The sequence below is a fragment of the [Roseibacterium] beibuensis genome, from assembly GCF_039542305.1.
Taxonomy (GTDB): domain Bacteria; phylum Pseudomonadota; class Alphaproteobacteria; order Rhodobacterales; family Rhodobacteraceae; genus Roseibacterium; species Roseibacterium beibuensis.
Window position 1 is genome coordinate 175,679 of the sequence record NZ_BAABHW010000006.1, and the last position, 13,472, is coordinate 189,150.

Below are 13,472 nucleotides of genomic sequence, written 5' to 3' on the forward strand. Positions count from 1 at the left end.
TCGGCCGATCACGCCTGCTTGGCCCGCCATTGTGCCTTTCCCGCCACGGCGCTACCCAAGGCGAAACCCCTGCCGATGACGGAGCCCTCATGCCCACCGATCCCGCCGCCCTGACCGCCGCCCTCGTCAAATGCCCCTCGGTCACGCCGGAAGAAGGCGGCGCGCTGCAACTGCTGGAAGCGACGCTAGGCGCGGCGGGCTTCGACTGCACCCGGGTGGATCGGAACGGCACGCCAAACCTGTTCGCCCGCTGGGGCGCCAAGGGGGCGGAGAAGACCTTTGGCTTCAATGGCCATACCGACGTGGTGCCCGTGGGCGACGAAGGCGCCTGGACGCATCCGCCCTTCTCGGCGCATCTCGAAGAGGGCTGGCTTTACGGACGCGGGGCCACCGACATGAAATCGGGCGTGGCCGCCTTTGCCGCCGCCGCCATGGATTTCGTCAAGGACACGCCGCCGGACGGCGCGATCATCCTGACCATCACCGGCGACGAGGAAGGGCCGGGCCGTGACGGCACCATCGCCATCCTCGACTGGATGGAGCAGGCGGGCGAACGCATGGATGTCTGCATCGTGGGCGAACCCACCTGCCCCGAGGTGATCGGCGACATGATCAAGATCGGGCGGCGCGGGTCGATGACCGCGCATTTCGAGGTGATCGGCAAGCAGGGCCATTCCGCCTACCTGCACAAGACGCTGAACCCGATGCCGGCGGTGGCGCTGCTGGCGCATCGGCTGTCCGGTCACACGCTGGATCGGGGCACCGACCATTTCGACCCGTCCACCCTGTCGGTGACCACCATCGACACGGGCAACCCGGCCTCGAACGTCATTCCCGCGCGCACGCGCATGACGGTCAACCTGCGTTTCAACGACCTGCACACCGGCGCCAGCCTGACCGACTGGCTGCGCGCCGAGGCCGACAAGGTCGCCGAGGAAACCGGTACGCGGATCGAAATGCGCCCCCATATCTCGGGCGAGGCGTTCCTGACGCCGCCCGGCGATCTGTCCGATCTGGTGTCGGGGGCGGTGGCCAAGGCCACGAACCGCCAGCCGGTCCTGTCGACCACCGGTGGCACCTCGGACGCGCGTTTCGTCAAATCGCATTGCCCGGTGGTCGAGTTCGGCCTTGTCGGACACCGGATGCACGAGGTCGATGAACGCGTCTGGGTGCAGGACATCCACGACCTGAAACGCATCTACACCCAGATCCTGACCGACTATTTCACGGGCTGAGCCCTATTCGCCGTCGACCTCGGGCGTGGCGCGTGGGCCACCCGTCAGATCGTCGATCAGGGCCTGCATCTCGTCGATCTCGATACGCTGCGCCTCGATGATCCGGTCGGCCAGCGCCTGCACGCGCGGGTCGCTCAACCCGGCGCGTTCGCTTGTCAGGATGGCGATCGAATGGTGCGGGATCATGGCGCGCATCCAGGACACGTCCTGCACGGTCGCCTGCGACCGCACCAGCCATAGCGACCCGGCAAAGGCCACCACGGCGACACCCATGATCGTCCAGTTGAGTGCCCGGTTGCCATACATCTTCCACATGAAACCGAGCATCACGATGGCCATCGCGGCCCCCATGAGGACCGCCATGTAAAGCCGCGTTTCGCTGAAGCTGATATGCCCCAGCGCGTAGGTGTTGAGATACATCAGGCCGAACATCACGACGGTGGAGGTCGCGATCATGGCCAGGAATCGCGTATAGGTCATGTCGGGTGATCTCCTTCTTTCCTGGCACATCAACGCTTGGCAGGGCGCGCTGTTCCGACTGGCCCGCTCTGGCCCCAATTCCCGCATGACGCGCGCCCGGCCCCGTGTTACGCCAAACGCATGAGCACGCTTCCCACCAAGGACCAGATCCTCGCCTGGATCTCGGACAACCCCGCCAGCACCTCGAAACGCGATATTGCCCGCGCCTTCGGGATCAAGGGGGCCGACCGGATCGACCTCAAGCGCATGCTCAAGGAGCTGGAGGACGAGGGCCACCTCGAGAAGCGCAAGAAGACCTATCGCGACCCCGACAAACTGCCGCCCGTGGCAGTGTTGCAGGTCACCGGGCCGGACGATCTGGGCGACGTGTTCTGCCGCCCGCTGGAATGGCAGGGCGAAGGGACCGAGCCGCGCATCCTGTTTTCCGCCCGCGCGACCGACCCGGCCATCGGCGCGGGCGACCGCATCCTTGCCCGCATGCAAGAGGTTCAGGGCGAGGATCACCAGTATATCGCCCGCCTGATCCGGAGGATCGGGACGAACCCGAAAAAGATCCTCGGCATCTACCGCAAGGGGGCCGAGGGCGGGCGCATCGTGCCCATCGCCAAGGGGGCCGACAAGGAATGGCAGGTGCGCGCCAGCGACACGCACGGCGCGCGCGACGGCGAGTTGGTCGAGGCCGAACAGGCCGGCCCCAAGGGCCGCATGGGCCTGCCGCGGGCGCGGATCACCGACCGTCTGGGCGACCCCGGCGCGCCGAAATCCGTCAGCCTCATCGCGATTCACGAACACGGCATTCCCGACGCGTTCCCCGATGCCGTCATCGCCGAGGCCGACAGCAAGAAGCCCGCGGGCCTGTCAGGGCGCGAGGATTTGCGCGACATGGACCTTGTCACCATCGACCCGGCCGATGCGCGCGACCATGACGACGCCTGCTATGCCCATGCCGATGACGACCCGAAGAACAGGGGCGGCCATGTCATCTGGGTCGCCATCGCCGATGTCGCGCATTACGTGCCGGCGGGCAGCGCGCTGGACCGCGAGGCGAAGAAGCGGGGCAATTCCACCTATTTCCCCGACCGCGTGGTGCCGATGCTGCCCGACCGCCTGTCGGGCGACCTGTGTTCCCTGCACGAAGGCGTGCCGCGCGCCTGTATCGCCTTGCGCATGGTCATCGACGCACAGGGTAACAAGATCGGCCACCGATTTGTCCGGGGGCTGATGCGCTCGACCGCGTCGCTCAACTACGAGGAGGTTCAGGCCGCCGAGGATGGCAGCCCGAACGACAAGACCGCACCCCTGGTCGCGCCGATCATCGCCCCGCTTTATGCCGCCTATCGCGCGCTGCGCGATGCGCGCAACCGCCGCCAGCCGCTGGACCTCGACCTGCCGGAGCGGCGGATCCAACTGTCCGAGGACGGGCATGTCACCTCCGTCGCCTACAAGGACCGGCTCGATGCGCATCGCATGATCGAGGAATTCATGGTTCTGGCCAATGTCGCCGCCGCCGAGACCCTGATCGAGAAACGCTCCCCCCTGCTGTTCCGCGTGCACGAGGAACCGAACCCCGAAAAGATCGAGGCCTTGCGCGAAACCGCCGAGGCCTCGGGGTTTTCGCTGGCAAAGGGGCAGGTCCTGCAAACCCGGCAGTTGAACGCCCTGCTGGCCCAGGCCGAGGGGAGCGAGTTCGACGAGTTGATCAACATGACCACGCTGCGCTCGATGACGCAGGCCTATTACAGCCCCGAGAATTTCGGGCATTTCGGGCTGGCGCTGAAGAATTACGCGCATTTCACCTCGCCCATCCGGCGCTATTCCGACCTGGTTGTGCATCGCTCGCTGATCTCGGCCCATGGATGGGGGCGCGATGGGCTGAGCCCCGAGGAGATCGAGCGGCTGGACGAAACCGCCAAGCATATTTCGGACACCGAGCGGCGGTCGATGACGGCGGAGCGCGACACCAATGACCGCTACCTCGCCGCCTACCTGTCGGACCGGGTGGGCGCGACCTTCACCGGGCGCATCTCGGGCATCCAGCGCTTCGGTGCCTTCGTGCGGCTGGACGAGACGGGGGCGGACGGGTTGCTGCCCATGCGGGCGATCGGGCACGAGTATTTCCATTTCGACGCCGAGACGCAGACGCTGATGGGCGCGGACTCGGGCCTGACCATCGGGATCGGCGACCGAGTCACCGTCAAACTGGCCGAGGCCGTTCCGGTGACCGGGGGCCTGACGCTGGACCTTGTCGAACTGGACGGGAGAAGCCTGCCGCGCCGTCCGCAACGGGGCAAGCGGGGCGCTCCGCCTCGCCGGAAGGCCGGGAAAGCGGCCAAGAAAAAGGTCAAGCTGCGCAAGAAAACCGCGCGGCAGCGTTAACCGGGCCTTCACCACATCGCCTTACCGCAACGGCAAGAGACCGCGCATTGACGCGCGGTTGATGTAAGTGCGCTTGGAATCCGCTATATTATCCACAAAACCGGGCAGACCTTGAGCGAAGACTGACAGGCCCAGCATGCGGCACACCTTAACGATATCGACCCTGACGCTGGCCCTTTGGGCCGGAATGGCACTTGCCGCACCGCCGCGGGTGTCACTGGTGCCCATCCCCCGCCCCGGCCCGGATGCAGTAATCCCGGCCCAGGCCCGACCCGTCGCGGAGCCCGAAGTGACACGGGCGGTCGAGCCCGATGAACCGGTGAGCCTGCTGGCCGTGGCGTCCTCGATGCGGCCGGAATATCGCGGCACCCCGCCTGAGGGTTTCGTCGAGGAGACCGAGCGCATGGCCGCCGAACGGATGGGCCGGGTCGAAGACCCGGAGTTTCGCCGCTGGATCGACGGGTTCTTCGCCCGCGCCCGCGCGCAAGGGATCACGCAAGGCACGCTCGAGGCGGCCTTTACCGGCGTGCAACTGAATACGCGCGTGCTGGAACGCGATGCGAACCAATCCGAGTTTTCCCGCGCATTGTGGGATTACCTCGACTCCGCCGTGTCGTCGGAACGTGTCTCGAACGGGCGCGCGGCCTACGAGGAATACGCCGACGAACTGGCCGAGATCGAAGCGCGCTACGACGTGGATGCGCGCGTGGTCGTGGCGATCTGGGGGCTGGAAAGCGCCTATGGCGCGATGCGCGGCTCGACCGACATCATCGAGGCGATGGCGAGCCTGGCCTACGAGGGGCGGCGCCGGGACTTCTTCGAGGACCAACTGATCGCGGCGCTGCGCATCCTGCAATCGGGCGACGTGCGCCCGCGCAACATGCGCGGCAGCTGGGCCGGGGCCATGGGCCATACGCAGTTCATGCCGACGAGCTACCTCGATCACGCGCAGGATTTCAACGGCGACGGGCGGCGCGATATCTGGTCGGACAACCCGGTGGACGCCCTGGCCTCGACCGCCGCGTATCTTGCGCATTTCGGGTGGGAGCGCGGCCAGCCCTGGGGCGTCGAGATCCGCCTGCCCGACGGCTTCGATTACAGCCTGACGGGCGAGCGGACCCGGCGCAACGCCGCCTTCTGGCGAGACCGCGGCGTGACGCTGGCCGATGGCGGCGAGGTGCCGGATCATGGCGACGCGTCGATCCTGCTGCCCGCCGGGTCGCATGGCGTGGCGCTGATGATCTTCGACAATTTCCGGGTGATCGAGCGCTACAACCCTGCGGACGCCTATGTCATCGCGGTGGGGCATCTGGGCGACCGGATCATGGGCGGCCCCCGTTTTCGCGCCGAATGGCCGCGCGGGGACCGGGTGCTGAGCGGCGATGAGCGGCGGGAATTGCAGCGCCTGTTGACCGCCGCAGGCTTCGCCACCTATGGCGTGGACGGGATCATCGGGCCGAACACGATCGACGCCGTGCGCCGTTACCAGCAATCCATCGGCGATACGCCCGATGGCTATGCCTCGCTCCGGGTTCTGGAGCAGTTGCGCGGGTCCTGAGGGATTTCGCCCGGCTACGCCGGTCGACCCGTGCGAGGGGGCTGTCTGCCCCCTCGCGCTCCCCCGAGCATATTTCGAGGATAAAGATCGGGTCAGGTCGGGATGACCTCGTCCCCCAGCGAGAGATCGCCGGGCACCTCGACGGTAGCGCACCAGCCGCCATGGCCGCGCATGGCGGTGTAGCCGCCGGGACCGAGGGCGCGCTCCATCCGGGAACAGGGGGCGCAGGGGCCGGTCAGCCGCAGGCGGGCGGTGCCGATGGCGATGGTCCGGCCGCGCAGGGCCGCGAGGTTGAGGCGCGAGATCACGAGGTTGCGGCGGAGCGTTTCGGGCGTGAGGGCCTCCAGCCCCGCAAGGGCTGCGATGACCGGCAGGTGTTCCGCCTGGATCAGGGTGACCGCGCGCTTGCCGGGGCGCGCGTGGTCGCCCGTCAGGCCAGCCTCGGTCAGCCTCGCGCTGGAGACGGGTGTCAGAGGTGCCAGCCGGTCCGGGCGCAGGCCGATCCAGTCGAGGCGGCCGGGCTGCGCGTGGCGGGCGATGAGGTCGGCGAGCGTGTCCATGACCCGAAGATAGGACGGGGGAGACTCGACTCCCACCCGCGCGGGCGCTAAATGTGAACAAAACAGGAACATATGCAGAGCTGCCCTGCCATGTCCGCCCCGACCCCGTCGCATGACCCGAAAAAGACCCGGCGCATCCTGTCGCTGTGGTTCCCCCGGCTGGCCGCCGAACGCCTCTTGCGGGCCGAGCCGGGGCTGGCCGAGGCGCCGCTGGCCGTGATCCGCGAGACGGGGAACATCCGCGAGGTTGCGGCGCTGAGTGCGGCGGCCGAGGCACAGGGCGCGGCACGAGGCCAGCCCCTGAGCGTGGCGGTGACGCTGTGCCCGGGCCTGATCACGCGGCCCGCCGATCCGGCGGGCGAGGCGGCATTCCTGTCGGCGCTGCGGCGGTGGGCGGGCAAGTTCAGCCCCTGGGTGGCCGAGGATGCGCCCGAGGGGCTGATGGTGGACCTGACCGGCTGCGCGCATCTGTTCGGCGGGGAAGAGGCGCTGTTTCGCACCGCCCTCGCGGATTGTGCCGACCTGGGGCTGAGCGTGCGGGCGGGCATCGCCGATACCGCGGGCGCGGCCTGGGCCCTGGCGCGCTATGCCGGCGGGGGCGGGCCTGCCGCGCCGCGCACGGGCGATGCCATCGACCAGGAGGCACGGGCAACCCGGTCCCGCGCGCAAAAGCGGCACTGGACGCGCGGCGGCGCGGCCCCGGCGGCCCAGGTCATCGGGGGAGAGGCCGCGCGCATCGCGCCCCCCGGCGCCACGCGGCAGGCCTTGGCGCCCCTGCCCATCGCGGCGCTGCGGGTGCCGCAAGAGACGGTCGCGGGGCTGGCGCGGCTGGGTCTGCGGCGCGTGGGCGATCTTTGGGGGATACCGCGCGCAGGACTGACCCGGCGCTTCGGGTCCGAGTTGGTGCATCGGCTGGACCAGGCGCTTGGCGTGGCGCCCGAGCCGATCTCTCCCGCCCGCGCGCCGCTGCATTTCGCGCTGCGGCTGAGCCTGCCCGACCCGATCGGGCTGGAGGCGGATATCCTGGCCGGGCTGGACCGGCTGCTGCCGCCGCTTTGCGAAAAGCTGCGCGCGGCGGGGCGCGGCGCGCGCCGGGTGCGGTTGGAATTGTCGCGGGTGGATGGCGGCACGCAGGTGGTCGAGGTGGGCCTGGCGCGGCCTGCCGATCATCCCGACCGGTTGCGCCCGCTGCTGGCAATGAAGCTGGACGAGGTGGATGCGGGCTTTGGCATCGACCGGCTGCGGCTGGTGGCGACGGTGACCGAGCCGCGTCATGCCAGCCAGCACAAGGGCGGATGGGCCGTCAGCGCCGAGGCTCACGCCCCCCGGGGCGAGGCGCAGGCGATGGCCGACCTGATCGCCCGGCTGGGCGCGCGCGTGGGGCTGGAGGCGATCACCCGCGAGCGCCCCGCCGACAGCCATATCCCCGAGAAGACCAGCGTGACCCTGGCCGCCGCATGGTCGGAGCCGGCCGAGGACTGGCCCCGCCCCGCCCGGCCCCGGCCCCTGACCCTGTTTCGCCCCGAACCCGTCATCGCGCCCGACTGCCCCACCCCGCCCGAAACCTTTCGCTGGCGTGGCCGGACATTCGAGATGCAAGCCGCCAGCGGGCCTGAACGGATCGCCCCGGAATGGTGGCTGGACGAGCCCGACTGGCGCACGGGCGTGCGGGATTACTGGCGCATCACCACCGCAGAGGGGGCCGGTTTATGGCTGTTCTACGCCCATGGCGGTGCAGCCTCGGGCGGGTGGTTCGCGCAGGGAAATTTCGATTGATCGGCGTGTTGCGCGGCCAACGGCATCGGGCGGTGACGGGATGGCCCGAGGCAGCGACAGGCCCCGGCCAACCCTAACGCGGCATGCGCGCGCGACCCGATGCGGCCAGCTTCAGACGGCGGCCTTGCGCATCTCGTCGAGGTAAATCTCGCGCAGGCGGGCGCTGACGGGGCCCGGTGCGCCCGACCCGATGGCCTGCCCATCCATGTCGACAACCGGCATGACGAAGCTGGAGGCCGAGGTGATGAAGGCCTCATCCGCGTCTTTCGCCTCGTCGATGGTGAAGGGGCGTTCCTCGACCGTCATCTGTGCCTCGCGGGCAAAGCGCAGGACCGCGGCGCGGGTGATGCCGTGCAGGATCTCGTTGCCGAGGTGGCGGGTGATGATGGTCCCGTTCTTGACGATATAGGCGTTGTTCGACGTGCCCTCGGTCACGAACCCATCCTCGACCATCCACGCATCGTCGGCGCCTGCGGCCTTGGCCATCATCTTGCCCATGGACGGATACAGCAGTTGCACTGTCTTGATGTCGCGGCGGCCCCAGCGCTGATCCTCGATCGAGATCACCTTGATGCCGGTCCTGGCCGCGGGGCTGTCGGCAAGGCCGGGCTTGGATTGGGTGAACAGCACAATGGTCGGCGGCGTATCTTCGGGCGGGAAGGCGAAGTCGCGGTCGGCGGCGGCCCCGCGCGTGATCTGCAGGTAGATCAGCCCCTCGTCGATCTCGTTCTTTTCGACAAGCTGGCGATGGATCTCCAGCAACTCGTCCATGTCCACCGGGGAAGCCATGTCGAGTTCGGTCAAGGAGCGTTCCAGACGCCGCGCGTGACCCGCGAAATCGACCAGCTTGCCGCCAAGCACGCTCGTCACCTCGTAGACGCCGTCGGCGAAGAGGAACCCACGGTCGAAGATCGAGACCTTGGCCTCTTCCTCGGGGAGGTATTGGCCGTTGACATAGACGGTGCGGGACATGGGCGGATCTCCTATCAAGCTGTCATCGCTTTCGGGGGTTGGCGCGCCCACGTCAAGGGGCGGCGCGCCGCAGGGTCACCCCCAAAGCGCGGGGTCGGGCGGGTAGACGGTGGAGTCCTCGAACCTGAGGGGCGTGTCCCGGTCGGCGCCCAGCAGCAGGGGGCCGTCCAGATCGGTGATCGCCGCGCCCTGCGCCACCAGAACGGCCGGGGCCATGGCCAGCGACGAGCCGACCATGCAGCCGACCATGATGCCGAAGCCCTGCGCCTCGGCCTCGGACTTGAGCGCGAGCGCCTCGGTCAGGCCGCCGGTCTTGTCGAGCTTGATGTTCACCATGTCATACTTGCCCTTGAGCCCGGTAAGCGTCGCACGATCATGACAGGATTCATCGGCGCAGACGGGCAAGGGGCGTTCGATTTCCTGTAGAAGATCATCGTCGCCCGCAGGCAGCGGCTGTTCCACCAGTTCGACGCCCAGCGCCACCAGATGCGGGGCAAGCGCGGCATAGACCTCGGCCGTCCAGCCCTCGTTGGCATCGACGATGATGCGGGACCTGGGAGCACCTGCGCGCACCGCTTCCAGCCGGGGCATGTCATCGGGTGTGCCAAGCTTGATCTTGAGAAGGGGGCGCTGCGCGTTTTTCGCCGCCGCGGCGCGCATGTTCTCGGGGCTGTCGAGGGACAGGGTGAAGGCGGTGGTGACCGGATCGGGGGCGGAGAGGCCGGCAAGGTCCCATGCGGGTTTGCCAGCGGCCTTCGCCTCCAGGTCCCACAGCGCGCAATCCAAGGCGTTGCGCGCCGCCCCGGCAGGCAGGGCGTCTTGCAGCGCGTCACGCGTGATGTCGGCGGGCAAACCTTGGATTTGGTCCGTCACGCTGTCGAGGCTTTCACCGTAGCGGGCATAGGGCACGCATTCGCCATGCCCCGTCACCCCGTCGCGGGTGACGGTCACGGTCAGCACCTCGGCCACCGTGCGGGAGCCGCGCGAGATGGTGAAGGTTTCTCGGAACGGAAAACTATCGCGCGTGACCCGGATCATAGCGCCTCCAGAGCGTCGGCAAGGCGGGCGGCCCCTTGGCGGAACGGGTCGACCGTGGGCAGGCCCATGCGCTTCTCGACCTCCGCGAGGTAGGACAGCGCCTCGTCCTCGCCCATCGCGGCAGTGTTGATCGACACGCCGACGACCTGGCAGGCCGGGTTGGCGATGCGGGCCAGCGGCAGGGCGGTGTCGCGCAGCGCTTCGAGTGTAGGAAGGTCATAGCCCGGCAGCCCACGCATGTGCTCGCGGGTGGGTTCATGGCTGAGGATCAGGGCGTCGGGTTGGCCGCCATGGATCAGCGCCATGGTGACGCCGGAATAGCTGACGTGGAACAGGCTGCCCTGCCCCTCGATATGATCCCAGTGGTCGGCATCGTTGTCAGGCGTCAGCCATTCGATGGACCCGGCCATGAAATCGGCGATCACGGCGTCCAGCGGCACGCCATTGCCGGTGATCAGGATGCCGGTCTGCCCCGTGGCGCGGAAGCTGGATTTCAGCCCGCGCGCCTTCATCTCGCGATCCACGGCGAGAGAGGTATACATCTTGCCGACCGAGCAATCGGTGCCCACGGCCAGGCACCGTTTGCCCGTACGCTTCACACCATTGGCAATCGGGTACTTCACGTCCGGCACCCGCACATCGTGAAGCTGCCGCCCCGTGGCGCGCGCGACGGCGGCGAGGTCTTCTTCATCGCGCAGCAGGTTATGCAACCCGCTGGCAAGGTCGAACCCTTCCTCAAGCGCTTGAACCAGTACCTTTTTCCAGGCGGCCGAAATCACGCCGCCCCGGTTGGCGACGCCAATCACCAGCGTCTTGGCGCCGGCGGCCTTCGCGGCCCCGAGGTCCATGTTCGGCAGACCGACATTCGCCTTGCACCCCTCCATCCGGAACTGGCCGACAGCATTGTCCGGGCGCCAGTCGCGGATGCCTTGAGCAACCTTGGCGGCCAACTGGTCGGGCGCGTCACCGAGGAAAAGGAGATAGGGGGTTTCGATCATGGCGGCCTCCGGGCTGCGATTTGCGGGTCGGGCGCAGGTTAGGACAGCCCGCACGCGAGTGTTTCGGGAAATGCGCCACCTGACCGGGGCTATGTCGGAAATTTTCGCGTGCAGCGAGGGTTGCGCACAAGATCCGTGCGCGGAGCAGCTCAGCTCGAGGGAAGAAGACCCGCCGGTGCGGTGGCGCTGCGCTCGAAATCAACCGGGGCAGTCGCCGAGGCCGCGGTGTTGCGCTTGAACTCGTAGCGCATCAGGTCGCCGTCTTCTTCCGACGCCACGATCAGGGCTTGGTAGAGGTGGCGCGGCCCGTCGAAAATGTCGATCAGCCCCCGCAGGCGCGGCGCCTCTTCGGAATCAACCGCAAAGCCATGGTCGCTGTATTCGAGGATGGCAAAGGCTTCATCCCCGACATGGACGAAACGCGTGGCGCGCTTGCGGCGATCGCGGCGCTGTGCCTGCGCAAGCTCGTCCTGCAATTCCTTTGGCAAGAAGTCGGTCATGGCAGCACGCAAACCCTGCAAATGGTCGTTATGTCAGAAGAAATGGTGCTTACCCCGATTCCGTCAACGCAAGACCTTCGCCGCAGGTGCAAACGTGGCTGATCAGCCACGGGCCGGTGACACATGGGCATGAGTTCGCCAATGCTGATCCGAACGCTTGCGGGACAAACCGATATTTGCCAGATTTCGGTTAAGAGGTCCGCCAAACCTCTTGCACCAAAAGAAATAACAAAAAAGGCAGGCATTATGGCATTTGACCCACCCGGGCCCGATGAAGGCCGCGTCCAAACCGTTCGCAGTGGCGAGGAAACGGGCCATCCCTTTCTCGATTTCGTCAACACGGTCTCTGATGACGGCAAGACCCGCGCGCAGAACAGTTTTGCCGACGGGGCGGAGCTGTTGGGCCTCCTCCGCGCGGCAGGCATGCCGATTCCTGCGGACGAAACCCCGCCGTCGCGCGGGCAGATGGCGAGCCTGATGTCATTGCGCGAAGCCGCGCATGCAGTGCTGAGCGCGATGGCCGCCAAGCGGCGCCCCGGACGGGAAGAGGCGCTGATGCTGGAATCCGCGGTCAAATCAGCCACGGCGGATGCCACCTTGACCCTCGACCGCGTCTCGGGGGCAAGTTTCCGCCCCGGCCCCTTGGGCGGGCTGCATGACGTCGTCGCCTTGTCGGCGCTGGACCTGCTGACGCGGGCCGACCTGACGCGCCTGAAGGAATGCAAACGCTGCACGCGGCTGTTTCTCGATCATGGGCGCGGACCCGGGCGGCGTTGGTGCGCCATGTCGCGCTGCGGAAACCGGGCCAAGGCCGAAAGCTTCCGTGCCCGCAAACGCGCCGGGGACGCCACCGGCTGACGCGCGCCTGTGCGATGATGCGAGATATGGCCTGCGCCGGTGCCGGTTTTCCGCACAGGACCCTCGGCTATCTATCGCAGTGAGTTATTCACAGGTGATCGGAGGATTTCATGGGCCTGCTCATCGACGGCGAATGGCACGACAAATGGTATGACACCAAGAAAAGCGGCGGCAAATTCGAACGCTCGGAAGCGGCCTTTCGCAACTGGGTGACGGCGGACGGGAGTGCCGGGCCGACCGGGGATGCGGGTTACAAGGCCGAAAGCGGACGCTATCACCTCTATGTCAGCCACGCCTGCCCCTGGGCCAATCGCACGCTGATCTTCCGCGCCCTCAAGGGGCTTGAAGACCATATCGACGTATCGGTGGTGCATCCCGACATGCTTGGCGATGGCTGGACCTTCGACACGGATTTCGACGGGGCGACGGGTGACCGGCTGTTCGGGTCAGCGTTCATGCGCGATGTTTACCTGCGCGCCATGCCCGACATGACGGGACGTGTGACGGTGCCCGTCCTTTGGGACAAGGAAACCAACACCATCGTGTCGAACGAGTCGGCCGAGATCATCCGCATGTTCAACTCGGCCTTCGACGGGATCACCGGCAACCGCGACGACTACTACCCCGAAGCGCTGCGCGACCGGATCGACGCGATCAATGCCCGCGTTTACGACGAGATCAACAACGGCGTTTACAAGTCGGGCTTCGCGACCACGCAACCGGCCTATGACGAGGCCGTGCATGCCCTGTTCGACGCGCTGGACTGGGTCGAAGGCATCCTCGCCGATAGCCGCTATCTTGCCGGGGATCGCATCACCGAGGCCGACTGGCGCCTGTTCACGACGCTGGCGCGCTTCGACGCGGTCTACCACCTGCATTTCAAGTGCAACCGGGCGCGGATCATCGATTATCCGAACCTCTGGGCCTATGCACGGGAGCTTTACCAGTGGCCGGGGGTGGCGGACACCATCCACTTCGATCATATCGTGCGCCATTACCACTACAGCCACGACAGCATCAATCCGCACCGGATCATTCCGATCAATCCCGAGATCGATTGGTGGGCGCCACATGGCCGCGAGGCATTGAAGGCCGCCTGAGAATAGGGTTCATGCATCGGG

General features: G+C 67.2%; 12 protein-coding genes. 6 read left to right on the top strand and 6 right to left on the bottom strand.

All coding sequences use genetic code 11. From position 1 onward, the window contains the following. The first annotated feature begins 89 nt into the window (after positions 1–89). On the top strand, positions 90–1,235 hold the full coding sequence (gene dapE / locus ABD923_RS17225; RefSeq protein WP_259553217.1) for a succinyl-diaminopimelate desuccinylase: 1,146 nt from the start codon (positions 90–92) through the stop codon (positions 1,233–1,235). Between the two features lie 3 nt (positions 1,236–1,238). On the opposite strand, the gene ABD923_RS17230 is transcribed toward dapE, so the two are convergent. Continuing rightward, on the bottom strand, positions 1,239–1,715 hold the full coding sequence (locus tag ABD923_RS17230; protein ID WP_259553215.1) for a DUF305 domain-containing protein: 477 nt from the start codon (positions 1,713–1,715) through the stop codon (positions 1,239–1,241). A gap of 120 nt (positions 1,716–1,835) precedes the next feature. Here ABD923_RS17230 and rnr point away from each other — a divergent pair, with 120 nt between their 5' ends. Together rnr and ABD923_RS17240 are read left to right on the top strand one after the other, a co-directional pair. Beyond that, complete coding sequence (gene rnr / locus ABD923_RS17235; protein WP_259553212.1) at positions 1,836–4,091, top strand: ribonuclease R; 2,256 nt, start codon at positions 1,836–1,838, stop codon at positions 4,089–4,091. 136 nt (positions 4,092–4,227) lie between these two features. Then, on the top strand, positions 4,228–5,649 hold the full coding sequence (locus tag ABD923_RS17240) for a lytic murein transglycosylase (RefSeq protein ID WP_222191742.1): 1,422 nt from the start codon (positions 4,228–4,230) through the stop codon (positions 5,647–5,649). Between the two features lie 92 nt (positions 5,650–5,741). On the opposite strand, the gene ABD923_RS17245 is transcribed toward ABD923_RS17240, so the two are convergent. Next, the gene (locus tag ABD923_RS17245) at positions 5,742–6,209 is read right to left on the bottom strand and encodes an MOSC domain-containing protein (protein WP_259553205.1); all 468 of its coding nucleotides are present in this window, start codon (positions 6,207–6,209) and stop codon (positions 5,742–5,744) included. A gap of 90 nt (positions 6,210–6,299) precedes the next feature. On the opposite strand from ABD923_RS17245, the gene ABD923_RS17250 reads away from it, so the two are divergent. Then, positions 6,300–7,985 (top strand): Y-family DNA polymerase, encoded by a 1,686-nt coding sequence (locus tag ABD923_RS17250; RefSeq protein WP_259553199.1) that lies wholly within the window; start codon positions 6,300–6,302, stop codon positions 7,983–7,985. A gap of 111 nt (positions 7,986–8,096) precedes the next feature. On the opposite strand, the gene ABD923_RS17255 is transcribed toward ABD923_RS17250, so the two are convergent. The 4 genes from ABD923_RS17255 to ABD923_RS17270 form a co-directional block, all read right to left on the bottom strand. Next, positions 8,097–8,957, bottom strand: a complete 861-nt coding sequence (locus ABD923_RS17255; RefSeq protein WP_259553196.1) for a D-amino-acid transaminase — start codon at positions 8,955–8,957, stop codon at positions 8,097–8,099. A 75-nt stretch (positions 8,958–9,032) separates the two neighbouring features. Then, entirely contained in the window at positions 9,033–9,995 is a 963-nt protein-coding gene (dgcA, locus tag ABD923_RS17260) for an N-acetyl-D-Glu racemase DgcA (RefSeq protein ID WP_259553191.1), read from the bottom strand. Continuing rightward, on the bottom strand, positions 9,992–10,993 hold the full coding sequence (dgcN, locus tag ABD923_RS17265) for an N-acetyltransferase DgcN (protein ID WP_259553183.1): 1,002 nt from the start codon (positions 10,991–10,993) through the stop codon (positions 9,992–9,994). Before dgcN ends, dgcA begins: the two co-directional genes overlap by 4 nt. Before the next feature lie 149 nt (positions 10,994–11,142). Continuing rightward, entirely contained in the window at positions 11,143–11,493 is a 351-nt protein-coding gene (locus ABD923_RS17270) for a hypothetical protein (protein ID WP_222191736.1), read from the bottom strand. A 246-nt stretch (positions 11,494–11,739) separates the two neighbouring features. Here ABD923_RS17270 and ABD923_RS17275 point away from each other — a divergent pair, with 246 nt between their 5' ends. Both ABD923_RS17275 and ABD923_RS17280 read left to right on the top strand, forming a co-directional pair. Next, complete coding sequence (locus ABD923_RS17275) at positions 11,740–12,351, top strand: CGNR zinc finger domain-containing protein (RefSeq protein ID WP_345229549.1); 612 nt, start codon at positions 11,740–11,742, stop codon at positions 12,349–12,351. A 110-nt stretch (positions 12,352–12,461) separates the two neighbouring features. Beyond that, positions 12,462–13,451 carry a glutathione S-transferase family protein gene (locus ABD923_RS17280; RefSeq protein WP_259553177.1) on the top strand — a complete coding sequence of 330 codons (990 nt, stop codon included), beginning with the start codon at positions 12,462–12,464 and terminating at the stop codon, positions 13,449–13,451. The last annotated feature ends 21 nt before the right edge of the window (positions 13,452–13,472 follow it).